The sequence below is a fragment of the Haliscomenobacter sp. genome, assembly GCF_040403615.1.
In the GTDB taxonomy this organism is placed as follows: domain Bacteria; phylum Bacteroidota; class Bacteroidia; order Chitinophagales; family Saprospiraceae; genus Haliscomenobacter.
Genome location: NZ_JBBAKG010000011.1, coordinates 60211 through 85318, shown reverse-complemented (window position 1 = coordinate 85318; position 25108 = coordinate 60211). Strand labels below are relative to the sequence as shown.

Here is a 25108-nt window from a genome sequence, read left to right as displayed (position 1 = left end):
GATTAGGAAGCTCACTTGAAATGAACCGTTCGACTTCCTATTCAAAACCCAAAATCGGGAAGTTAATTTTTCTGCGTTACTTGATATACTTTTACCAGATCAAACTTTTATAAACATCAGCACCTATGACTACTGTAGCCATCGTTGGATTCGGACTCTCTGGACGCTACCTGCAAGCGCCATTTTTTTTGGCCAATCCAAATTTTCGACTCAAGACCATTGTCAGCAACAACCAAAACCCGCAAGACATTTATCCTGGCGTGCAAAAGGCTACCAGTCTGGATGCAGTATTGGCTGATCCTGAGGTGGATCTGGTAAGCATTGCTTCACCCAACGAAACGCATTTTGCCTATACCCAAAAATGCCTGGAAGCGGGTAAGCATGTGTTGGTGGAAAAACCCTTTACGGCTACTGCTGCCGAGGCAGAAACGTTGATCAAACTGGCCCAAGACCTGGGCAAGCATTTATTCGTGTTTCAAAACCGCCGCTGGGACAGCGATTTCCTTACCATCCAGAAAGTGATTTCTGAAGGCTTGATTGGAGATGTTTTGAGCTACGAAGCCCATTTCAACCGCTACAAACCCGTTTTGAACCCCAAAAAATGGAAAGAAGTTATCGCTCCTGGCAATGGCATTTTATACGACCTGGGTTCGCATATCCTGGATCAAACCATTGTGCTTTTCGGGAAACCAAAATCTGTGTGGGGCATAAAGTTCACTCAACGCGAACATTCTGAAGTAGATGATGCGTTTGACGTGCGTTTGGATTATGGAAAAATCAAGGTGACGCTGAAAAGCAGCTTATTGGTGCGTGAAGACACTCCTCGCTATATAATCCAAGGCACCAAAGGCTCTTTTGTCAAATACGGCATTGATGTACAAGAAGATCACCTCAAAGCTGGCATCATGCCGGGCATGCCTGGTTTTGGCATTGAATCGGAGGCCAACTGGGCTACGCTCAATGCCGAAGTAAGCGGTTTGCACCTGCGTGGCCGCATCGAAACACTGCCTGGCAATTGGGCGCCATTGTTTCAGAATATCCACGAAGTAATCAGCGCAGGCAAAGCGCCATTGATCGCAATGGATGAGATTCTGGAGCAGATTAGGGTTTTGGAGGAAGTGAAGGCGGTGTAAGGATTATTTGTTTATTTTTTTTACTTTTGAGTACTTATTCAAGCTTTTCGTTTTGATCAAGTACTTAATTGTGAAATTAGACCGATTCGATGCGCATCACTAAACTTGAATTAAAGAATTTCAAACGTTTCACCGATTTGCGGATTGAGAACATCCCTCCGCAGGCTAAACTAGTATTGTTGATTGGATCCAATGGCTCGGGGAAGTCTTCGGTTTTTGATGCGTTTCAGTATCTTAATTCCATAAAAGATGGAAAGTCCCAGAATGTCCAGAGTAGTTATTTTCGCAAGAATATAGATGTAGTTACGGAAGCTTTGGTGCTTTTTGATGATGGATCTAAGGTAGGCACGAACGGAAAAGCTAATTTTTCTACTCAATCTTTTCATAAAAGTGACTCATTTTATGGGCGGACTAGTTTTCGACAGCTATCTAGATTGACAAAAACCGCTTTAGGCAATATTGGAAGTATCCAATCGGATTTTGACCGTCCAGATTTTTTTATTGATCGCGATAATCGTTTTGAAAATGATATTGACAATGTTACAGGAAATATTCTCAAAGAAGTATTTCAACTTCAGAACCCTGCACAAGTTATTAGAGAAAAATACATAAATCCAATTAACCGAGCGTTGGAAAATATCTTTGGGCATGCCAATGGAACGAATTTAAGTTTAGTTGAAATCATTCCGCCTTTGGAAGGAAAAGTAGCCCAAATCATCTTCAAAAAAGGTACTTCAACTATTCATTATGATTTGCTAAGTGCGGGAGAAAAAGAAGTATTTAACGTGATTTTCAACCTAATGAGTCGTCGAGATTTATTCCAAGAAACCATCTATTTTTTCGATGAACTCGATCTGCATCTAAACACTAAAATTCAGTACAATCTACTTAAAGAAATCATTGAGAATTGGATTCCTGAAAAATCTCAACTTTGGACTGCATCACATTCTCTTGGATTCATTGAGTATGCAAAACATGCAGATCAAGCCACCATCATTGACTTTGACGACTTCGATTTTGACCAGCCGAAAGTACTTACTCCCGAAGCAAAAGACAATCCAGACATTTATGAGATCGCGGTTGGAAAAGAATTCCTTTCCTCTTTATTCCAATCAATGGACGTGTATTTTGTAGAAAATTTAGACCAGGATTATTATGCTCTTGCAGGAATTGACAAAGCTGTTTTTGTAGCAGAGAAAGACCGCAACAGCGTTTTCCATAAAGTTCGTTCAGGAACCTTTAAGGGCATAGTTGATAGAGATTTTTTAAGCGACGAGGATATTGAGTTAATAAAAGCCAAATACCCCAATCTCTTCGTTTTACCCTATTATTCTATTGAAAACTTGCTTTATCATCCCGCTAACCTGGCAGACTATTACCAAGGCAAAAATCGGTCATTTGACAAGGCTCAATACGTCAATGATTTAAGGACAGCTAAGGATGAAATTGTCGAACGTCTAGTTTATACATTAGCAACCAAAAGACTGGAGTACCCCTATTTTGGAGAACCAGAATTCCTCGCTAAACCACTACAAAATAGATTTAAAAATAAACAAGAAAATTTCGATCAAGCTGAATTCATTGGGTCATCATTAAAAAGTAGTGAATTTGAGGATTTTTACAAAAACCTGCCCATGAAATCTTATTGTACTCATCTTCAACAAAGGCAGAACATTCCCAAAAGTGATTTGGCCAAAACGAAATGGTTCAAAAAGACGATGTCAACTTTATTACAAAAGTAGTCCTGCAAAACATGGTTAACCACTATGTCCGTTTCCGTACACATCCTGTCCGCTTCTGAACAAGAAACCGCATTGAATAAGACTTCAAATAATTGAATTTCAATTGATTAAAACTTTGGCATAAGGCTTGAACTCTTAAACCATAGATACGGAACGGAACAGAAGACCGCTCCAGGAGAACAACAAGCCAAACCACTGCCATGGATAGAAAGATTGAAAAGAAATTTTGGACGACCCAACGAATTGTACTGATTGTACTGGTTGCTGCATTTGTAGGCTTTTTTGGCTGGCAATTGCTCAAAGAGCACAAAACCACGCTTAATGTAGAGCAAGACAAGCTCACCATTTCGGAGGTCATTGATGGTACCTTTGATGAAACCATTCCGGTTACAGGCAATGTATTGCCCCTCAAAACCATCCGCCTAGATGCAGTGGTCGGGGGGTATGTAACCGAAAAACTGGTAGAAGGGGGCAACAACGTTGCCAAAGGTCAAACCTTGCTCAAACTCGAAAACCAACAGCTCAAACTCAATTTTTTGCAGTCCGAAACCGAAGCGAGTCGCTTGGTCAACGACCTTCAAAATACCCGCCAACGCTTGAAAGTGGAACGCTTTACTTTGCGGCGCAATTTGAGTGAACTGGATTTCCAAACCGACCAGGCCAAAGACTTATACGACCGCAACAAGCAACTATTTGCAGACAAGGTGGTCTCTGAACAAGAATACCTCAAAGCAAAACGCGATTACGAACGCCTGGTCAAACAGCGCGAAATCGAAATTGAATCGCAAAAATACCAGGAAGAAAACTCGGTGATTCAGATCAAACAGTTGGAAGGTACCCTGGAGCGCACGCAAAAGAACGTAGCCCTGTGGCGCCAAACCCTGGAAAACCTGGAAGTAAAAGCGCCTGTGCCAGGTCTGCTTTCTTCGATGGATGTTGAAGTGGGTTCCAACATCAGTCAGGGCCAAAACATCGGTCAAATCGACGATTTGCGGGGTTTCAAAATCCGGGCAGCAATCGATGAATACTACATCAATCGCGTGTTTAGCGGTTTACCAGGTAGTTTCGATTTCAATGGAAAAAGTTACGCCCTCGAAATCATCAAGATTTATCCTGAAGTACGCAGTGGGCGTTTTGAAGTCGACATGAAATTCATAGTGGGGGCGCCAGAAGGCATCAAACGCGGTCAATCAATCACTATTCGACTGCAATTGGGTCAGCCCACCAAGGCAGTCTTGCTTGCCACTGGGGGATTTTTCTCCACAACCGGGGGCAATTGGGTGTACGTGCTGGAAAAAGGAGACAAACGTGCGGTGCGCCGCCGCGTTTCATTGGGGCGCAAAAACACCGAATTTTTTGAAGTATTGGAAGGTTTGAAACCGGGAGACCGGGTCATCACGTCCTCTTACGATACCTTTGGCGAAAACGAAGTACTTGAATTCTAATTATGAGTTATGAATTATGAGTTATGAGTGCACCTCATAACTCATAACTCACAACTCATAACTCATAACTCCTAATTTATAACTCATCACTAATGATAAAGACCGTCAATCTTCAGAAGGTTTTCACCACCGAAGAAGTAGAAACCACCGCCCTAAACGGCATCAGCCTGGAAATCCAGGATGGGGAATTTGTAGCCATCATGGGGCCTTCTGGTTGTGGCAAATCCACTTTGCTCAATATTCTGGGACTCCTGGACAATCCTTCTGAAGGTGAATACCATTTTTATGGCACCGAAGTAGCCAAAATGCCCGAGCGCAGCCGCGCCCAATTGCGCAAAGGAAACATCGGGTTCGTATTCCAAAGCTTCAACCTGATTGATGAACTAACCGTCTACGAAAATGTGGAATTGCCGCTGCTGTACCTCAAAGTGCCCGCTGCTGATCGCAAAAAACGCGCAGAAGCCGCCCTGGAGCGCATGAACATGATGCACCGCCGCAACCACTTCCCTCAGCAACTCTCGGGTGGTCAGCAACAGCGTACGGCCATTGCCCGCGCAGTAGTGGCCAGCCCCAAGATGATCCTCGCGGATGAACCTACCGGTAACCTCGATTCTTCCAACGGCGAGCAGGTGATGAACCTCCTCCGCGAACTCAATAACGAAGGGACGACCATTGTAATGGTTACGCACTCCCCGCATGATTCTGGTTTTGCCCACCGGGTGATCAATTTGTTTGATGGCAAGGTGGTGACCGAGAATTTTCACGTTTAGTACAGGCACCCCTCGCGGGTGCCCCCGGTCAATTTCTTTTCCAATTTGGGCACCCGCAAGGGATGCCCCGTCAATTTTCCCAACATGTTCAAACACTTCCTACACCTTGCCTTTCGGGCATTTTTTAAGGATCGCACCTCTGGTTTGATCAATATTGTTGGGCTGTCTTTGGGCATGACCGGGGCTTTGCTCATTGGAATGTGGGTCAACAATGAACTGAGCTACGATCGGTACCATGACCATGCGGAGCGCATCTATCGGCTGAAGACCCATATCAAAATCAGTGATACCGAAACATGGCATTGGAGTACGACTCCCCTGAAACTGGCGAATATCCTCGGGACTCAGTTGGCCGAGGTTGAGTTGATTGCCCAATGTACGGGCGGAGCAGGAGAGTCTACAGTCAAATTAAAAGACCAACTGATTAAGGTCAAGCAATGCATTACCATTGATTCCAGTTGGTTTAAGCTATTCAAATACGAATTCATCGCAGGCAATGCAGATGCTTTTTTCGAGCATCCGAAAAGCGTCATCCTCAATCAGACTACTGCACGTCAGTTTTTCGGCGATGCCGACCCGATTGGACAAATTTTGCGGGTGGATACCAACGAATGCGTAGTGCAGGCAGTAGTAAAGGATGCGCCTTTGAACTCCAGTTTCAAATTCAACCTGATGATTCCCATTGCCTTGCGGCTGAGTAACCCTGGAAATCTGTCAAATGACAATCAATGGGGCAATTTCAGTTACAATGCCTATGCCCGACTGCGCACCAATACTGATGCAAAGAAACTGGGCTGGAAAATCACCCGAATTTTACGCAAAGAAAAAAACGACAGTACCATTGTAGCCACGATCGAACCGCTCTCCAGTATGCGTTTTGACCAGTCCATCATGTCGGGCAATGAGGTTACGAGCGATGTTGGCACTATTCGGATCTTTTTTATCATTGGTTTATTGATCCTCATCGTTGCCTGTATCAATTACGTCAACTTGTCGATAGCCCGTACCAGTAAGCGCGGGAAAGAGATTGGTATGCAAAAGATATTGGGGGCTAGCAAAAACCAGGTGTTTCGTCAGTTTATGCTGGAATCGACGGTAATGTGTGTAGTCGCGTTGCTAGGCACTTTATTGATTACCCGTTTGAGCATGCCGATGTTCAATCAACTCACCGGAGAAAATTTCAAACTGCAGCTGTTGGATATCAATTTGTGGAAAATCGTCTTGATCGTACTGGGGTTAGTCATTACACTGACTGGCGTTTATCCTGCACTTCTGCTTTCTTCCTTTCAGCCCATCAGCATCATGAAAGGCAGTGGGTTTTTGAGCAAACACAAAACCGGGTTCTGGAAAGGATTGGCGGTTCTGCAGTTTGCCATCTCGGTTGGATTGATCATCAGTACTTTGACCATTTATCAGCAATTGCAGTTTGTACGCAATAAAAACCTGGGTTTCGATCGCGAGTATGTGCTGAAACTAGACTTCCCCTGGCAGATGCGCATGAACCAGGAAGGCAAGAATACCATCGAACGGATTGCCCGTCAACTAAAAAATAGCCCTGCCGTCAACGGCATCAGTATGGCATCTGCAGACATTGTCAATCATGGTTCCAGCAGCAGTGGCAACTTTGATTGGGACGGTCGGAAAGAAAACGACAATCCCACTTTCGCCCCGTTTTCAGCAGACCCGATGTTTCAAACAATCTTTGGTCTACAATTGACTGAAGGCCGGTGGTTCAAAGAAGACAACCAGGCCGATCAAAGCAATTTTGTGCTCAATGAAACCGCAGTAAAGATTTGTAATTTGAAAGCCCCGGTGGTCGGCCAGCGTTTTGAAGGCAATGGCATCAAAGGCCAGATCATTGGAGTAGTCAAAGATTTTCACTTGCGGAATATGCACGAAAAGATTCCACCAGTTGTCATCAATAGCGATCCCGAATGGCGCTCTACTTTGTATGTAAAAACAAGTGGTGCCAAGACAAGTCAGGTTATATCATTGGCAGGTAGTCTTTGGCGGGACAATGTTCCAGACCGCATTTTTGAATACCAGTTTCTGGACGATGAATTTGAAAAGCTATACGAGAAAGACCAGCGCACTGCGTTGATGTTCAATATCTTTTCCGTCGTCGCTATCCTGATCTCCTGCATGGGGTTGTTTGCGTTGGCCGCATTCACTGCCGAGCGGCGCACCAAGGAAATTGGGGTACGCAAGGTACTGGGGGCATCGGTTTCTGGCATCATTGGCCTTTTGTCCAAAGACTTTGTGGTGATGGTTGGAATCGGTATCGCCATAGCCTCGCCGTTGGCCGGGTATGTAATGCAGCTGTGGTTGCAAAATTTTGCCTACCGCATCGACCTTCAATGGTGGTTCTTTGTAGTGGCGGGATTGATCGCCATGTCGATTGCGTTGATTACCGTCAGTATCCAGGCCATTCGGGCTGCGCTGGTAAATCCGGTGAAGTCGTTGCGGAGTGAATAGTGATATTTTTTTCTTTTCTCATTAAACCATTCTAGTCAGGGTAGTCTAATACTAAAATTCCCTGCCATGGCCAAAATGTACCCGATCCTGTTGCTGTTTTTTAGCAGCCTCTCGCTATCCGCCCAAACCTTTACCCCCAGCGACATCCTGATCGCCACCAACGTTTTTCAAGTTGAATTTTCTGCCGACAGCCGCTCGATGGTTTGGTGCGAGCAAATTCCGCTATCCGGTGCCCGTGCCAAAGTGTGGTACACCGATATGGATCTGACCACCGGACTTCCCGATCTGGCCAGAAAACAATTGATCGACACCATTCAGGGGCAAGGCTGGCCCTATTGGGGAGAGGATCAAACCAGTCCCTTCTTTTTGATCAAAAACCAAAGGGGGGAAATCATCTATGTACGCCGTACCGGAATCAATACCCTCAGCAGATTTAGCCTTGGCAAACCTGGACACCCCGATAAAGGCCTCATCAATGTATCTGCGGATAAAAGCAAGCCCTACTTTTGGGTCAATTATACCGTAAAAACGACGGTTGCCAATGGCCGAGACAGTCTATTTTGCTTCAGTTCTGACAATCCGGCTAAGATCAATTTTATTGCTTCAGAAGTACCCTCTCCGGCTGGTTCCATTTACGAATTGACCTTTCCGCGCTGGCTCGCTCAATCCGAAATTTTAGCTCATCCTTTTCGCACAAATCCAGCTCAGCCCTATTATGACATGAAATTCTGGAATGGGGCAACACTCTCCTCAACTGTAGTTACCCAAGATGTTCAAAACAGCCTATTCAATTCTCATGTGGATGATTTGCCTTTCCGCGTACCCCAAAAAACCGGAGAATTGTTTATGTTCAGCAGCAAAGGCAGTCGACAAATGGCCATTTACCAACAACAAAAAAACGGCCTGTTTTCTGAAATTGAAACCTACGCTAGCCCGACCAGTTTTTCTCCATTGACCCTGACCTCCTTTGAACCGTTTACCATCAATGGCAACCAAACCTTTGGCGCTTATCAGGTGTACCAGGGCGGCGGTATTCCCGGCAATACCAAAGGCGAGATTTGGCTCAGAGGTATTTTCGGCCAAACACTACATACCAAAATCAGTACTTTCGATGGGGTGACGGTGGATCCCGAGTACGTCATTGGCCCCAAAAAGGTCTGGATTTACTACTATGGAAAGGCAGTTGGGGCGCCATTTTTTGATTTGCGCCGTTGCGAAACGCCCTTGTCCATTGTGACTACCAGGCTGAATGATGCACAAAAACCACAACCCATCTTCTCCATTTACCCCAATCCTGCCCGCGATTTTTTCACCGTGCAAACCGCTGAATCAGTAGTGCCTTTTGAACTGCAACTATTCGACAGCATTGGGCGCCTCATCCGTAGTGAAAAAATGCTGAGCAATGAACACATCGTCAATCTGGCTACCCTACCGACTGGTTTGTATTTTTTTAAGCCCCTTGGCTTCGGCACTCCGCAAAGGGTAGTCAAATATTAGACTAAAAGCTTAGTAGTGGGGCAAAAATAAGTGCTCATTTTTCTTGAGCCAGAGGATTAGATAAGACACTTGAAATGAAACGTTTACTTATCTAATCCTCTGGCAAAATGAGCACTTATTTTTTTATCGCCCCTTATCCCTTTTAATCATCCAAAAAATTAGGTCATGCGTGTACTGTTTTTCTGGCTTTGTCCACTATTGCTTTTTGGACAATCCTTCAAACCCAATGATGTTCGGATTGGCGATACCACCGCCAGTTACCTCGATTTTGAAATCTGGCAGAGTGGCCATCGGCTCTGTTTTCAAGATGAAAACAACCGAGGATATGTAGCCTTGCTGGATAGCCTAAGTGGCAACTTGCGCTCGGCTTCTGGAAAAGATTATCTGTTCGACAACGCCCTGGCACCCATTACCAACTCGATCAATGGGCCAGAATGGGGATTCAGCCAAAAGGGTGCCGAAGTCGTGTACACCAAACAGGTGGCCAATGCCCGCCACATCGGCAAAGCGACCTGGAGTGGGAGTGGGTATTCCAATGTAGATTTATCCACCAATCTTGCGGGCAATCGTTTTGCTGTGATCGGGAGCAAAGACTGGGCGGATCCTCAAGCCCGACTGGTATACGCCAAAGGCAATAGCATCATCAATTTTGAAATCAATTGGTCAACTGCAAATATTCCCTTGGTTGAAAATGTAGTCCCTTATGGCCAAAATAGTTCTAGTGGCCCTCGCTGGATCGATGGAGAACAAGCCTTGCTCACCAATGACCTGACAGCCGGAACTACTCAGATTTTTCGCTATGATCTGTCCACTGCAAAAACCAAACAACTCACTTTTGATGCGGGCAATAAGATTGATGCCTTCCTTTTTGCTGCGCCAGATTATGGGGGCGACCGTTTATTGTTTTGTACGGTCAACGATACCTTGTTGCGCTTGTATAGGGAAACACCTATGGGATTCAACAAGGTTTACGACATCAAAATCCCTGATCCGTCCTATGGTTATTACTTCTCCGCCGAGCCTTTTGTTTTTAAAGGAAAATCATACCTGTTTGTCTGTACAGCGCAGCAAAAATTTATCCCTGGCTCGCAAAACAATTCTAAACCTGCCGACGTCTGGATTATAGGGTTGGATACCAAACGCCCGCTTTTCCGCAAAATCAGCGACAATCGGGTTGCGCTGCGCCTGGATCCCGAGGTGTTTATCACGCCTACCGAGGCTTACGTTTATTATTACGAGTACAAACAAAATGGGAATGTGCATCCAGTGGCCATGCACAAATGCAACACGGGTTTGGGGAGCAATCCTCTGTTGGCTACTGACGTAAAAGCGCAATTCTCCCTTAATGTAGTCAATGGTTACGGCAGCGGCACCTACTCAGCAGGCGATACCGTACATATTTTCGCCAACCCCAATGCCAGTAATCAGGTTTTTGACCGCTGGCAAAGTTCCACTCCGGGGCTTGTTGCACTCCCGACCCTTCGCGAGTACCATACCCGTATCATGATGCCAAAACAAAATACCACCTTGACTGCTACCTACCAGACTACCCCCATTTGGACTTTCACGGAAACCACCATTGCCAACAAAAGAGTATTTTATCACTTCCCAGCCAAGATGAAAGGGGTGATTTTGGCTTTTCATGGCGCTGGAGGGAGCGCTGCAGGCTGGATTGGCAGCGTTGAAAACGACAATTTTCACCGCTATGCCGTTGCCCACGGCTACGGTATTTTGGTGACCGAAAGCAATGACCGCATCCAAAAACGCTGGGCCAACAGCCCGGTTTCGGCCAGCAATGGCGACATCGTAAGCATCAACCAAATTCTGACCAATCTCAAAACAGCAGGTAAACTTACGGGCAACGAGAAGCTCTTCGCCATTGGGCATTCTCAAGGTAGTGGCTTTGGCAGCGTGATCGCTTATGTCAAAAACTTTACTGCTAGTGCTCAATATGGTGTAAATGGCAACGATGGGGTGTTTGCAGTGAGCACTGTACCAACGATTTGGAACGCTTCCCGGTCGGATACTTCGGCAGACAACCAGCGACTCAAACAGTTTTATGCTGCTTACAATACTTACCTAACCCGGGGTGTTGCGGCAGAGTTACATGTATTGGAACCATCGCCCCTCTTTCCAGAACGCTTTTTGCGCATACCTGGCATTATTCTAACCCAGGCACAAGGGATTTTTAACGATCTCAAAACGGCCAATTACCTCAACGATAAAAACTTTTTCAAGGTAAATCCTCGCCTCAATGAAACCTACATCAACAGCATTTTATCCGTACCCAATTCTTTCGATGGCGACATTGACGATCAGGTAACGGTGGCTTTCACCGAGCACAAGTTTTACAGCGACCACAATTTTTTAACCATCGATTTTTTTGACCGACAGTTGGGCATTATCACGGACTTAAAGAAGCTTGATGAAGATCAAAAACCAAAAGTGTTTCCCAATCCTTTTGTGGACAGAATTCAGGTAAAAAGTGATGACCTGAACCTGGAATTTGAATTGTCTGATCAATTGGGAAGTCTGCTTTACAAGGGTAAAAACCTGAAGGGACAAGATTTTTCCAGGCTTGCAGCCGGGATGTATATTCTAGTGATCTACAATGGAGAGGGAAGTCGATTGGGTGTTGAGAAGTTGATAAAATTGTAAAAAATAAGGCAACGCACCCAAAGTCAATATTTTAGGTGCGTTGCCTTATTATTCAACTGAATCTTCTTCTTTCAATTGTGCACAAATTTCTAGCACTTTTCCCGGCTCAAGGTTTAAGATGCCTGCAATGCCCTCAGGTGCGAAACCCAGATGAAGCATATTTTTTATAGATGTATGGACAAATTCCTCATATTTTTTCTGGGCTTCAAGCCTTTCCTGGGCAATGCCTTGTTCAAGTCCTTGTTCTAAACCTTGCTTTAAACCTTGGTTTACTGCATCCTTCAAAGCATCTTTAAAAAATGCATTCTTGGTAAGATCTAACGTAATTGGCATCTCGTTGATGATTTTTTTGGTTTGCTGATCAAATTTACGAATTTGGCTTAGGATAGTCAACTGGTGCAAGAATTTTTCCAATTCAATTTGGTTCTTGCACACTTTCTTCAAGCGTTGCAAAATCAAACGAATTACTGCAAGGAGTTTAGTTTTGGGAAATTTACTTAAAATGGCCAGCACAATTTCTTCCGGTATCTCCGACTCGATGAATTCTTCCAGCGGAATCTGGCTCAGTTGAATCAATTGATACCCTTTAAATTGAAAAGCATCGGGTAATGTGGTGGTCATGCGGGTTTTCCCTTTGCCCAAGTAAACCACAAAATGGCGAATTTCTAGCTTGTATTGCTTTTGTAAAAAACCGTGATACTCGCCCACACGATATACCATATCTGCTTCCGATTCGGTTTGAAATTCAACATGCAAAATGAAATGATTGTGTTGCAGGTCCAGAACCTCCATCAAGAAATCGACATTCCGATTGATGGTCATGTTGATTTCTTCAGGGAGTGGAGTACACTCAATCATTTCGATACCCGCTAGTTTTGCTACAACTGGCAATAAAATGGTGCGAAAATTTTCTTTAAGAATTTTGTCGTAGGCTTTGGTGTCTTTGGGCTTTTCGGGCTTTTCGGGCTGGGATGATTCCATTGCTAGAAGTTTAAGGTGCAATATAAATAAAAAATGTTTTTTTAAAAATAAAGACACAATTAATATTTTTTAAAGTTATTCCTATTATTTTTTGACCTGTATTTAATCTTGAACTGAACACCCTCCAAAACCTCAACATCCATAGAAAAAGGCAATCTACAAAGCCCATTCAGCTTGTGATGCTTAAAGTACAAAGCCAAGCCATTCTATTGTGAATGGCTTGGCCTCGTATCTGGTATAAGTTGTATACTGGTTCTAGCACTTTTGAAAAATCACCGTTGCCAACGGAGGCAAGGTAAATTCTATAGAATGCTCCCGGCCATTCCATTCTTGGGCATCGGCTTTTTTGGTGCCATTGAGGTGATTTCCAGTACCATTGTATTCCTTGGTGTCGCTGCTCAGTACCTCTTTCCATTCTCCTCCACTTGGCACGCCGACCCGGAAACCTTCGCGGGTAACGGGGGTGAAATTGCACACCACCAACAAGTTCTCTTCCGCCTTCTCGCCTTTGCGGAGGTATGCCAACACGCTGTTTTCCCAATCGCCGTGCTCTACCCATTCAAAACCTTCGGGGTGGAATTGTTTTTCGTACAGTGCTGGATTTGCAGAGTAAAACTTGTTGAGGTCGCGTACCCAGGCTTGTACCCCTAGATGGGTGCCAAATTCCAGCAACCACCATTCCAGTCCCCGCTCGATGCTCCATTCGGTGGTTTGGCCAAACTCTCCACCCATAAACAGCAATTTCGTACCCGGGTGGGTATACATGTATCCAAACATCAAACGCAAGTTGGCAAATCGTTGCCATTCGTCGCCAGGCATGCGGTCAATCAGTGGGCCTTTGCCATGTACCACTTCATCGTGCGAAAGCGGCAGCATGAAGTTTTCGGTAAAGGCATAAATCAAACTGAAGGTAATCTCGCCGTGGTGGTATTTGCGGTGGATGGATTCTTTTTTGAAATAATCGAGTGTATCGTGCATCCAACCCATCATCCATTTCTGGCCAAAACCCAGGCCGCCAGAATAAGTCGGATGGGAAACGCCACTCCAGGCCGTAGATTCTTCGGCAATGGTGATGGCATCGGGGAATTCCCGGTACACCATCGTATTGAACTCCCGCAGGAAGGAGATTGCTTCCAGGTTTTCTTTGCCGCCCTTTTCATTGGGGATCCATTCGCCAGCTTCCCGCGAGTAATCCAGATAAAGCATGGAAGCAACGGCGTCTACCCGCAAACCATCGATGTGAAAGCGCTCCAGCCAAAACAGAGCATTGGACACCAGAAAGTTGCGTACTTCATTGCGGCCAAAGTTGTAAATCGCACTTTTCCAATCTGGGTGAAAACCCTTCCTTGGGTCAGAGTGCTCGTACAAATGAGTACCATCAAACTCAGCCAAACCATGTGCATCCGTAGGGAAATGCGAAGGCACCCAGTCCAAAATCACCCCAATTCCGGCCTGGTGCAAGGAATCCATCAGGTACATAAAGTCCTGAGGGGTACCAAAACGGCTGGTTGGTGCAAAATACCCGGTAACTTGATAGCCCCAGGAAGGGAAGTAAGGGTGCTCCATCACGGGCAGGAATTCTACGTGCGTAAAATTCATGTCCTTCAGGTAATTCACCAAATCTACTGCCAACTCGCGGTAGCTTAAAGACTCGTTGCCATTCTTTTTCCAGGTACCCAGGTGAACTTCGTAAACGGAATAAGGCTGTGCTTTGCCCGCTTTTTCCTGGCGTTGTTTCAGCCAATCCTGGTCATTCCAGGTGTAGTCGTTGTCCCAAACAATGGAAGCGGTTTTGGGTGGAACTTCCCAAAACAGGGCGTAAGGGTCGCCTTTTTCCAGGTGTTGGCCATTTTGGGCGTGGATGTGGTACTTATACAAAGTGCCTTTTTCCAACCCCGGAATGAATCCTTCCCAAATTCCGGAACCATCCCAGCGCGAGGAAAGAGGGTGTTCTTCGGTATTCCAAAAATTAAAATTGCCAATAACAGAAACACTCTGAGCATTCGGTGCCCAAACAGAGAAATAAACCCCTTGCTGACCCTCAACTTCGATCAAGTGGCTACCCATTTTTTCGTAAATCCGAAAATGAGTGCCCGACTTGAACAGATATATATCGTAGTCAGTAAAAAGGCTGTGATGGATTACCTTGCTCATGCTTGCAGAGATTGGAGGCATCGACAGGATTTTGACCTGTCTCTACTGATTGAAAATTCTTATGGAAATAGCGGGCATGAAATTCAAGCAACATGAAACTTTGGATCTCAGGCTGATTAATTTGTTTCATACACCATGTTTAGCAAAAATAGCAAGGTAATGCTAAAAGAGGAGTGATCTGAAAAAAAAAACGCAGCATTACCAAATATAGTAGTGCTGCGTCAGGAAAACACTGATTCAGATGGTGTTCAATAGTAGTCTATTTCTTGCCTCCTTTGAGTGCTTCTTGCCAAGTTGCCAACTTTTCCCAGTTGCCATCAGCAGCCAATTGAGCCTGTTCAGCCCAGGTGCCTGGGTCGTGCATTTTGTAACGACTACCCGCAGCGTCCAATACGCCTTGCAAAGTTGCAATTTTGGCACCAGCAAGCTCTGCAAAAGTGAAAATGCCAGCAGCATTCAGCAATTCAGCAATTTTAGGTCCGATGCCTTCAATTTTTTTCAAATCATCTTTCTCACTGGTTTTTGCTTTAGCAGGGGCTTTAGCGGCCTTTTCTGCCTTGGCTTTTTCGCCAGTAGCTTTTACTTTTTTCCCACCTTCGGCTTTTCCGGTCAATTCACCGTCAACGATGGCGGATACAGAAACCAAAGAGTTGTTGATGCCATCAAAAGGAGATGGGACATAAGCATCAGCAGCCCAATCGTTTTCCCAACGGTCGTTGTCAATCAAATAACGGAACGCGTAGTTGGCCCCGGTAGCCAATTCAATCGCAGCAGAAAATTCAGATTTGCCCGCTTTCATAGGCAAACCATTTTCCCAATCCCAACCATTGAAATCGCCCAATACGCGAACTTCGCCACCTTCTTGTGCGGCATTTAATGGAAGCGTAAACGTTACTTTACAAACATCTTTAGTTTTGGAATAATCTTTCTTCAACATGTCATTTGGTATTTGTGGTTGAATGAATCGATGAATGATTTGCGAGCTGTGTAAGCGATGTGAAAAATATTAGCACTAAATTTAGGGCAAATTTATTCGCTATTATTTTGATTTTCAAAGCCGAATGTCATTTTTATTAAAAGAGTGGACATGCTTAGAATGAAGAAATTATCTGACAATTACGCATTTTTTGAAATAATATTTATCCAGATGAAAAAAGCATCAAGCCATTGTTGGAAGCAGTACCCCAAAACCGAATAATCAATGGATTTAAAAAAGTAAAAAAAAGTAAAATTATCGGAATCTTTTTTTTGACAACAATCTACAGTCAGCGGTGTAGAGACGCGATTCATCGCGTCTTACTGAATATTACACGCGATGAATTGCGTCTCTACATTGCGCATTTAAAATTTACCGGTCTCATAATATCCCAGCACCATCTTCCAAATCAAGTGGCGGTACTTGGCCGAGATGAGGTTGCCGTTGGCCTGGGTCAGGTTGTTTTTTGCCAAAATGTATTCTGAAGTATTGGCCGTTCCCGCAGCAAAACGTTTTTCGATCATGCGTACGTTTTCGGTTTGTGCTGCTACTTGTTGTTCGGCGGCGCGCCATTGCTCTTGGGTTGCCCGGTGATTTTGCACGGCTTGTTCCACCTCGGTACGGAGTTGGTTCTTTACGTCGGCGAGATTGTTTTCGGCAATGCTTTCGGCTATCTCGGCCCGTACCACCCGTTGTTTGATCGAGCCTCCTTTAAAAATCGGCAAACTCAACCCGATGCTCATGCTACCGTTGCGGGTGGCATCCAATTGGGTGAAATACGCTTCAGGACGCGTACTGGTAAAAAACGCGCCATAGTTGCCTTGAAAATAAACACTGGGAAGATAATTGGACCGCGCAGATTCTACGCCTTTTTGGGCGCTAATAATGCGCAATTGCGCCCCCTGAACTTCTGGCAAGATCGAAACCGCTTTTTGCAAAAGTGCACTTGAGCCCAAGGCTTCCGCAGGCGCTTCCACTGTTTTGATCAAATTGCCATCCAATTGAGCCGTAAGGTCAACAGGTTGATTCATTTGCTGAAACAGGTTGACCTTGGCCAATTCGGCATTGTTGCGGGCGCTTACCGCGTTAAATTCCTCATTGGCCAGTTGAGCTTTTAGTTCGTATACAATCGCCTCGTTGGCCACCCCTGCGGCTACTCGCTTTTGGGCCAATTCAATTTGCTGGCGGGTAGCATTGGCTTGTTCCAGGGTGATGCGCTGCAGCTCCTGATTGGCCAGCGTATTGAGGTAAAACGTAGTGGTGTTGCGCCGAATCAGGTTGCGGCTGGCTTCAACATCTTTCATTCCGGCGAGAATAGCCTGTTGTTGCTGTTGCCCCTGGTACTTCAAACCAAATCCATTAAAGATAGGCACGGAAAGGTTCAAGCCAAATCCATTGCTGTGGAAAACCTGTTCAATTCTTTGGTTGGTGTTGATGTCAACACTGCGCCCAAAGTTGAAGTTTTGACCAAAATTCAATCCCAGATCGGGCAACTGTTGGGCTCGGATTTGCTTCAGGCCAACCTCGGCAATGTCCAGTTGATAGCCGGAGTTTTTGATTTGCAGGTTGTTTTCGAGCGCAATGCGCATGCAGTCTTCTAGGCTCAGGGTACTTTGTGCATTTACGATTGGCGTTCCCAAAATGAGTAGAATGAAGGCCAGAAGAATATTTTTCATAAATGGTTATTTTGGTGTTGAGGGAGGTTGAGTGCTTCGGCTCTGCACCCGGTCACTGAGCGGAGCCGAAGTGCCGGGTGCAGAGCCGAAGCACTCAACCTCCCTCAATTTACTTCGCAATTTTTTCTTCCCTTTCCACATGTCCATCCAGCAAGTGGATGATGCGATTGGCATAGGCGGCGTTTTTTTCGCTGTGGGTCACCTGAATGATGGACACACCTTCATCCTCGTTGAGTTTTTTGAAAATCTGCATGATTTCATCGGCCTGTGCAGATTGCAGGTTGCCAGTGGGCTCGTCAGCCAAAATCAGCTTGGGCTGGCCAATGAGCGCACGGGCAATGCCCACGAGTTGCTGTTGTCCGCCCGAAAGCTGATTGGGAAATAAATCCTTTTTAGCCACCATATTGAATCGATCCAGTAAATCTGCCACCCGGCTTTTGCGCTCGGAGGAAGACACTTTTTTGTACAACAGCGGGGTCTCGATGTTTTCGTACACCGTCAATTCATCGATGAGGTGGTACTGCTGAAACACAAACCCAATGTAGTGCTTGTACAACTCGGTGCGTTTTTTCTCAGAAAGCTTGTGCACCGGTTCATCCAAAAAATAGTACTCGCCGCCACTGGGCTCTTCCAGCATGCCGATGATGTTGAGCAGCGTACTTTTGCCTGCGCCCGAAGGCCCCATGATGGATACAAATTCCCCTTCGAAAATAGTAGTGCTAATGTCCTTGAGCACCCAGTTTTTCTGGATGCCATTGCTGTGGTACTTAGCTATGTTTTTTAATTGCAACATAGAATTTTGCTTTGTTTTTTTGTAGATTGTCCAAAAAATAATGATTCCTAAAACTTACTCGCTTTTGATGGCTGATGCCGGATTGGCCAAAGCTGCCCGCAAGCTTTGAATGCTTACCGTAAGAAGTGCCAGTACGATCACACTTACCCCCGCTGCCGCAAAAATCCACCACTCAATTTGAATGCGGTAGGTAAATTTTTTCAGCCATTGCTCCATCAAATACCAGGCCACTGGGCTGGCAACTGCGATGGCAATGAGTACCGGACGCAAAAACTCACCCGACAGAAGCCCCATCACACTGCTGATCGAAGCACCCAATACTTTGCGGATGCCGATTTCTTTGGCCCGACGGGCAGTTGAATAAGCTGCCAAACCAAATAAGCCCAAACAGGAGATGAAGATAGCGAGTCCGGTAAAGATGCCAAATAGTTTGGCCATGCGGTCTTCGGCTTTAAACAGGGTATCAAAACTTTCGTCCAGGAAGAAATATTCAAAGGGTTTATCGGGGCAATATTTTTTATACAATTTTCCAATGGCCGCCATGCTGCCTTGCACGTCGGCAGTGTTTGACAATTGTAAGTACAAAGTGCCTTTAAAATCTTCACCCACAATCGACATGGCCAATGGGGCCTTTTGATTCAAACTCATCTCACTGAAATAAAAGTCGTTGAGCACACCTACCATAGGTTCTCCCAAAAGACTACCTATTTCATTGGCTTGTGTCAGGGACTTTACCCCCAAATCTTTGGCGGCGGTGGCATTTAGCACCAGTTTTCCTTCCCAGCCAGCCGTGTTTTTTAAATCAGCTGGTGGAATTTTCCAGGTCAAGCCCAACATATCGACCAAACCAACATCTACCCCAAAGCTATGGAGTGGTACTTCTTTTTTATTGATGGGCGAGGTGACGAAAAAAATCGAATTGTAATCCTTGAACAGCGCCATGGATGCGCTCCCCGTTTTTTCTATTCCATTCAATTGAGAAACTGCGTTGCGAAAAGCTTGATAGCCTTCTGGCGAGGGCGTCATCATCATGATCTGATCCTTGTTCATTCCCAGTTTACGCGATTGCAAATAACTGAGTTGCTGCTGGGCCACCAAAGCGGCAATGACCAATACGATGGAGGCTACGAACTGAAACACTGTGATGCTTTGGCGAATCTGTACGCCTCCTTTACTGCTTTTTAAAAACTTACTTTTCAATACGTCTACTGGCCTAAAAGCCGAGAGTACCAACGAAGGATAAGCACCAGCCAGTACAATACAGGCCAGCATCAAACCCAGCATTGGCAGTATCACGATCGGTTTCAGCATAAAGGCCGCATCAATCTGAAGATCCAGTCGATCAAAAAAGATGGGCTGCAACAAAAAAGCCATGCCAAATCCCAGTACAAAAGAGAGGCAAGTAACCAGCACCGACTCTCCGTAAAACTGGCCAATCAATTCGCCGCGAAAAGCGCCCAAGGCCTTGCGCACCCCTACTTCCCGCGCCCTTTCATTGGCCCGGGCAGTGGTCAAACTCATGTAATTGAGTAAGGCCAGCAAAATGATCAACAAGGCTACTCCTGCAAAAATGTATACATTGCTAATACCTCTGGCCTCACTGCTGGTATTTTCTCCGGTATGGAGATCGGTGAGAGCGGAGAGCGCAAATTTGTGGGTTTTGATTTCTGATTCTGATATTTTGCCCCGTCGCATCAGCTTGGGAATGTTGTTCAAAACTGAGGCTTGGATAGCAGGATTGGCCAGATACAGGTAGGTCTGAAAGGAACCCAACTGCACCACATTGTCCACTTTGAGCAAGTCCTCTTTCAACTCAGGATTGAGCAATTTTTGAAAAGTAAACAAGGACTGTAAGGGCGCAATGATGTCGTAAGCAAGTGAGGCATTGGAGGGTGCATTTTTGATGACCCCACTAATCACGAAATTCAAGCCGTTATTGAGCGTCAGGGTGCGGCCTAGTACATCGCTGTCACCAAAATATTTCTCCGCGATGGATTCACTCACCACTATTTTCCCTGGCTGATCCAGAGCAGTACGGGGATCGCCTTGTAAAAAAGGGAAAGTGAATACTTTGAAGTAGCTAGGGTCAGCAAGTACAAAACGTTTTTCGTAAAAAATATGGTCAGCGTCACTTTTGAAAGCTAGTTTTTCATTAAAGGAGGTGAACATTCGTACATAGTCCTTCACGCCAGCTGTACTTTCCTTGAGGGCCGGGCCCATGTAGGCTGACATACCCGTACCCTGCATTTCCTGCTCCCCAAATTTGAAAGAAACCTTCAGTCGATAAATAGTGCTGGCATTTTTATGAAACCGATCAAAACTCAATTCATGTGCCACAAAAACCAAAATCAACATGCTTACAGCAATTCCTACGGCCAAGCCACCAATATTGATGAGGCTGTAAAATTTGTTGCGCCAGAGATTGCGAATGGCAAATTTGAGGTCCGTGAATTGCATGGTTTGTTTTTTGAGCTGGCTTTGAAAATACCCTCGGTTGGGACAAGCGCACCTGCCTGTCCCTAACCTGGAGCGAATTGCAACGAAATAAAGTATGAAACAACAGTCAGTGAAAAATTCTTACAAGTGTGGGTGTCAGTTGTCTATGTAGAGTAAGTCATAGACCATGCCAATTTCTCAAAGCATTGAATTTCAGTACAATAAAAAGCAATTTATGCAAAAACCATGTTCAATTGTGGACAGATTGTGTTCAAAATCGGACACTTTTTTATCCGTTTTTTATGTAAATATTTCCAATCAAATCGAAAAGTGCATTTTTCAATTTTAGTTCGGTCAAAATAATATCGTTAAAAGTTAATTTGTAGTGGCAAAGCAGCAAAATGAATTGTTTTTTTGTATTGCTTTCAACTCATTGGTATTATCTTGACCAAACTAAACAAACGATCATGTCCTTGTCCCGTCGTCAACTATTGCACAGCACAGCCTTGCTCGGTATAGGGCAGGCGCTTTTACCTGGCCTCGAATTTTGGGATGATTTCAAGCGCCGTTTTCACATTGGTGCCTGTGACTGGTCATTGGGCAAAAGTGCCGATGTCGGGGCGTTTGCAATTGCCAAATCCATTGGCTTGCAAGGCATCCAGGTTAATCTGGGCAATGTAAGCAACGACTTGCACCTGCGCCAGCCCGGCATGCAGGCCCAATACCTGGCTGCCAGCAAAAGCAGTGGGGTCAAAATCAGTAGTTTGGGCATTGCAGAGCTCAACAACGTGCCTTACAAATCCGACCCACGCACCGAACAATGGGTGTCCGACAGCATCGATGTGGCCAAAGCCTTTGGAGTAAGGGTTGTTTTGCTGGCTTTTTTTTCCAAAAATGACTTGCGCAATGATCCCGCAGGCATAGAAGAAGTCATCCGCCGCTTGAAAAAAGTAGCGCCGAAGGCAGAACAAGCCGGGGTCATTCTGGGCATCGAATCCTACCTTACCGCAGAGGAACACTTGCACATCATGCGGGAGGTTGCGTCTCCCGCGATCAAAGTGTTTTACGATTTTAGAAATGCCACAGATGCTGGCAACGACATTTTCAAGGAACTCAGGATTTTGGGCAAAGCAAACATCTGCGAGTTGCACATGAAAGAAAACGGCCAGTTGCTCGGCAAGGGCAGCATTGATTGGCCACAGGTAGCGACTACCCTGCGCGAAATTGGCTACAAGGGCGATCATTGGATGCAGATCGAATGGGCCAAGCCAGAAGCCGATGACGTGGTCACGGCGTATCAACACAATTTGGGATACTTGAAAACACTGTTTCAGTAGACAAGTTACAATGGGAACGCTGATGACGCGGATCAGGCGGATTTTCGCAGATCAAATTCAGGTCATCCGCGTTCCCATCAAAATATAATCAACCCGCTACAAGCGGATCAAATCGCAATACAATGAGCCGTTATTTCTCCTCCATACTTTTCCTTTTTTTGATCTCCTTGTTCTTCGAACCCCAGCCTCAAGACCCCCTCAAATTGTACCTCCCCGACGACCTGGAAGTGACCCTCTGGGCCGAAAGTCCCCTGTTTTACAACCCTACCAATATGGATGTGGACACTCGAGGGCGGATTTGGGTCACCGAAGCCGTCAACTACCGCACCTTCAACAACGATACCCTCCATCACTTGTTCCACCACAATGGAGATCGGGTGATGATTCTGGAAGATACCGATGGCGATGGCAAAGCCGATGGCTCCAAAATATTTGTCCAGGACAAAGACCTGGTTTCGCCGTTGGGGATCGCCGTAGTGGGCAAGCAAGTCATCGTATCCTGCGCCCCCAATTTGATCATTTACACCGATGAAAATGGCGACGACATTCCCGATAGAAAAGAAATTCTGCTCACGGGCTTTGGAGGCAAAGACCACGACCACTCCCTCCATTCGGTCGTAACCGGCCCTGATGGCAAATGGTATTTCAACGTAGGCAATGCCGGGCCACATTATGTGCGGGATAAGTCGGGCTGGACTTTGCGGGCTGGCAGTGTATACACCGGCGGCTCCCCCTACAACGACAAAAACGAAGGCAACCAGCGCAGCGACGACGGAAAGGTCTGGGTAGGTGGCCTGCAACTTTGTATCAATCCAGATGGCACTGGCTTGAAGGTACTGGGGCATGGTTTTCGCAACAGCTACGAAACCGCCATTGACAGCTACGGCGACATGTGGCAAAACGACAACGACGATCAGGTCGTCACTTGCCGGGTATCCTGGTTGATGGAAGGGGGCAATGCTGGATTTTTCAGCGCCGATGGCACCCGTTATTGGAATGCCGATCAGCGGCCTGGACAGGACATGTTCACTGCGCATTGGCACCAGGAAGATCCTGGATTCATGCCAGCTGGCGACAACACCGGAGCCGGCTCCCCTACGGGCATAGCAGTGAATGAAGGCGATGGACTGGGCGAGAAATACCGGGGCATGTTGCTCAGTGCCGAAGCAGGCCGCAACGTCATTTTTGCCTATTGGCCCAAGCCACAAGGCGCGGGTTTTGACCTCGGAAGCAGACAGCGTTTGCTCAGTTCCGTTGCAGCCGACGATGAAGCATACTATTGGAATGATGCCAAACACAAAGCAGATCTCAGCAAATGGTTTCGTCCTTCTGACGTGATGATCGGCACCGACGGCGCAATGTATGTAGCCGACTGGTACGACCCCGTGGTGGGCGGTCACCAAATGAAAGACAGCCTGGGTTATGGCCGGATCTACCGCATCGCCCCCAAAGGAAAACAATTGCGGGCACCTAAAATTGATTTGACTACCCTGGAAGGGCAATTGGCTGCTTTTCAAAGCCCTGCCCCCAACGTCCGGGCGCAAGGACAACAAGCTTTATTGAAGCAAGGAGCAGGGGCAGTTTCCGCTGTGCAGGATCTGCTACAATCTGCCAATCCATACGTAAGAGCCAGAGCAGTATTTTTGTTGGGAAAAATTTTACCGCCCAATATTGCCCGAAGTGAAATGGAGCCCATGCTGAAAAATCCAGCGGATGAACGCCTGGCGGTAGCGACATTTCGAACATTGCGCAGCGTTTTACCTGCTGTACAAATCCTAACCCTTTGCGACCAATACGCTACTTCACCCTTGCCAATGTTGCGCCGCGAAATCGCCATTGCACTGCGGGATCAACCTTGGGAGGCCAAATCTGCCATTCTGCTCAAGCTCATCAAGCAATACGATGGCAGCAATGCCTGGGAACTGGAGGCCATCGGAGCAGCCATTGGCGATGATGCGCCCAAGATCTGGCCTATGTTAAGCACGCTATCACCCCGATTAAGTGAACCTGTTTGGCGCAAACTGGCCTGGCGATTGCACCCTGCTGCCGCGGTAGATCAACTCAGCGCGTGGGGCAATGCTGCAACCTCCAACGTAACCGAACGCCGCCAGGCCATCACCGGACTGGCTTATGTCAAAGACCGCAAAGCTGCTGAGGCCATGATTGTTTTGGCAAAAAGCACCTTACCAGATGTAGCTGAACAAGCCAAATACTGGTTGGCCTTTCGGCAAACCAACGATTGGGCTACGGTAATCGAATGGCAAAAAACAGGGCTGGATCTGGCGCTGGAGAAAAAGATCAACCAATGGAAAGCCCAACGCGAACGCTTGCTCAATCTCAACATTGCCTTTCCAGAGCGCCGATATACGGCTGAACGCATGGCCAAAGATTCCATTGGTGGCCAAATGCTGATCGGATTGTTGGCTGAAAACAAATTGAGCAAAGATTTGTATGACGCAATTGGCGCAACTATTTTTGAAAACCAAAGTCTAGCCGTGCGCATTCAGGCGGGCAATTATTTCAAACGCCCCGGAAGCGACAAAGCTTGGTCGATCTCCACGATCGCTGCAATGCCTGGCAATGCAGCCAAAGGCAAAAAAGTATTCCAAAACAGTTGCGCCAATTGCCATAAAGCCGGGAAAATCGGGCTGAATGTGGGTCCGGAATTGACCCAGATCAAAAACAAATTTGATCTGGTTAGCCTGTTGGATGCCATTGTGAACCCTTCCGCAGGGATTGTTTTTGGATACGAAGCATGGACAGTCAACACCAGTGACGGCGAATCAGCCTTCGGATTCATTGTAGCCGATGGCCAAACCGTGGTGGTGCGCGATTTAGTGGGGCAACAGCACGCTTTTCCAGCCAATAAAGTGACCAAGCGCAGCAAACAACCGGGATCTTTGATGCCCGAACCCAGTGCCTTGGGCTTGTCGGAGGAAGATTTGGCCAACGTAAGTCGCTTTTTACAAGAGCTGAAATAGTTGGCATGTGGAAAAAAGACGCGTTGATTTGGATTTGATCAAAGTATTTTTTTT

General features: G+C 46.1%; 16 protein-coding genes. 9 read left to right on the top strand and 7 right to left on the bottom strand.

Annotation, left to right across the window (positions count from 1 at the left end):
• Positions 1 to 125: 125 nt before the first annotated feature.
• The 7 genes from ABW391_RS05710 (at position 126) to ABW391_RS05680 (ending at position 11720) form a co-directional block, all read left to right on the top strand.
• The gene (locus ABW391_RS05710) at positions 126 to 1133 is read left to right on the top strand and encodes a Gfo/Idh/MocA family oxidoreductase (RefSeq protein WP_353480876.1); all 1008 of its coding nucleotides are present in this window, start codon (positions 126 to 128) and stop codon (positions 1131 to 1133) included.
• A gap of 89 nt (positions 1134 to 1222) precedes the next feature.
• Positions 1223 to 2875: an AAA family ATPase gene (locus tag ABW391_RS05705; protein ID WP_353480875.1), complete on the top strand. Its 1653-nt coding sequence runs from the start codon at positions 1223 to 1225 to the stop codon at positions 2873 to 2875.
• A gap of 200 nt (positions 2876 to 3075) precedes the next feature.
• Positions 3076 to 4320 (top strand): efflux RND transporter periplasmic adaptor subunit, encoded by a 1245-nt coding sequence (locus tag ABW391_RS05700; protein ID WP_353480874.1) that lies wholly within the window; start codon positions 3076 to 3078, stop codon positions 4318 to 4320.
• 92 nt (positions 4321 to 4412) lie between these two features.
• Positions 4413 to 5090, top strand: a complete 678-nt coding sequence (locus tag ABW391_RS05695; RefSeq protein ID WP_353480873.1) for an ABC transporter ATP-binding protein — start codon at positions 4413 to 4415, stop codon at positions 5088 to 5090.
• An 84-nt stretch (positions 5091 to 5174) separates the two neighbouring features.
• A complete protein-coding gene (locus tag ABW391_RS05690) occupies positions 5175 to 7565 on the top strand; it encodes an ABC transporter permease (RefSeq protein WP_353480872.1) in 2391 nt (796 codons plus the stop codon).
• A 66-nt stretch (positions 7566 to 7631) separates the two neighbouring features.
• Positions 7632 to 9062 (top strand): T9SS type A sorting domain-containing protein, encoded by a 1431-nt coding sequence (locus ABW391_RS05685; RefSeq protein WP_353480871.1) that lies wholly within the window; start codon positions 7632 to 7634, stop codon positions 9060 to 9062.
• Positions 9063 to 9227: 165 nt separating this feature from the next.
• A complete protein-coding gene (locus ABW391_RS05680) occupies positions 9228 to 11720 on the top strand; it encodes an InlB B-repeat-containing protein (RefSeq protein WP_353480870.1) in 2493 nt (830 codons plus the stop codon).
• Between the two features lie 48 nt (positions 11721 to 11768).
• Here ABW391_RS05680 and ABW391_RS05675 read toward each other — a convergent pair whose 3' ends face one another.
• The 7 genes from ABW391_RS05675 to ABW391_RS05645 form a co-directional block, all read right to left on the bottom strand.
• Positions 11769 to 12476 carry an RpnC/YadD family protein gene (locus ABW391_RS05675; RefSeq protein ID WP_353480869.1) on the bottom strand — a complete coding sequence of 236 codons (708 nt, stop codon included), beginning with the start codon at positions 12474 to 12476 and terminating at the stop codon, positions 11769 to 11771.
• 480 nt (positions 12477 to 12956) lie between these two features.
• Positions 12957 to 14855, bottom strand: coding sequence for a 1,4-alpha-glucan branching protein GlgB (gene glgB / locus ABW391_RS05670; protein WP_353480868.1), 1899 nt, complete (start codon positions 14853 to 14855; stop codon positions 12957 to 12959).
• Entirely contained in the window at positions 14821 to 14985 is a 165-nt protein-coding gene (locus tag ABW391_RS05665) for a hypothetical protein (protein ID WP_353480867.1), read from the bottom strand. The genes glgB and ABW391_RS05665 overlap by 35 nt, the downstream gene beginning before the upstream one ends.
• A 129-nt stretch (positions 14986 to 15114) precedes the next feature.
• Entirely contained in the window at positions 15115 to 15792 is a 678-nt protein-coding gene (locus ABW391_RS05660) for a helix-hairpin-helix domain-containing protein (protein ID WP_353480866.1), read from the bottom strand.
• 404 nt (positions 15793 to 16196) lie between these two features.
• Positions 16197 to 17507 (bottom strand): TolC family protein, encoded by a 1311-nt coding sequence (locus ABW391_RS05655; RefSeq protein ID WP_353480865.1) that lies wholly within the window; start codon positions 17505 to 17507, stop codon positions 16197 to 16199.
• 109 nt (positions 17508 to 17616) lie between these two features.
• Complete coding sequence (locus ABW391_RS05650; protein ID WP_353480864.1) at positions 17617 to 18300, bottom strand: ABC transporter ATP-binding protein; 684 nt, start codon at positions 18298 to 18300, stop codon at positions 17617 to 17619.
• A gap of 54 nt (positions 18301 to 18354) precedes the next feature.
• A complete protein-coding gene (locus ABW391_RS05645; RefSeq protein ID WP_353480863.1) occupies positions 18355 to 20757 on the bottom strand; it encodes an ABC transporter permease in 2403 nt (800 codons plus the stop codon).
• Positions 20758 to 21203: 446 nt separating this feature from the next.
• Between ABW391_RS05645 and ABW391_RS05640 the strand changes: the two genes are divergently transcribed.
• Complete coding sequence (locus ABW391_RS05640; protein WP_353480862.1) at positions 21204 to 22073, top strand: sugar phosphate isomerase/epimerase family protein; 870 nt, start codon at positions 21204 to 21206, stop codon at positions 22071 to 22073.
• A gap of 122 nt (positions 22074 to 22195) precedes the next feature.
• Positions 22196 to 25054 carry a PVC-type heme-binding CxxCH protein gene (locus ABW391_RS05635; protein WP_353480861.1) on the top strand — a complete coding sequence of 953 codons (2859 nt, stop codon included), beginning with the start codon at positions 22196 to 22198 and terminating at the stop codon, positions 25052 to 25054.
• The last annotated feature ends 54 nt before the right edge of the window (positions 25055 to 25108 follow it).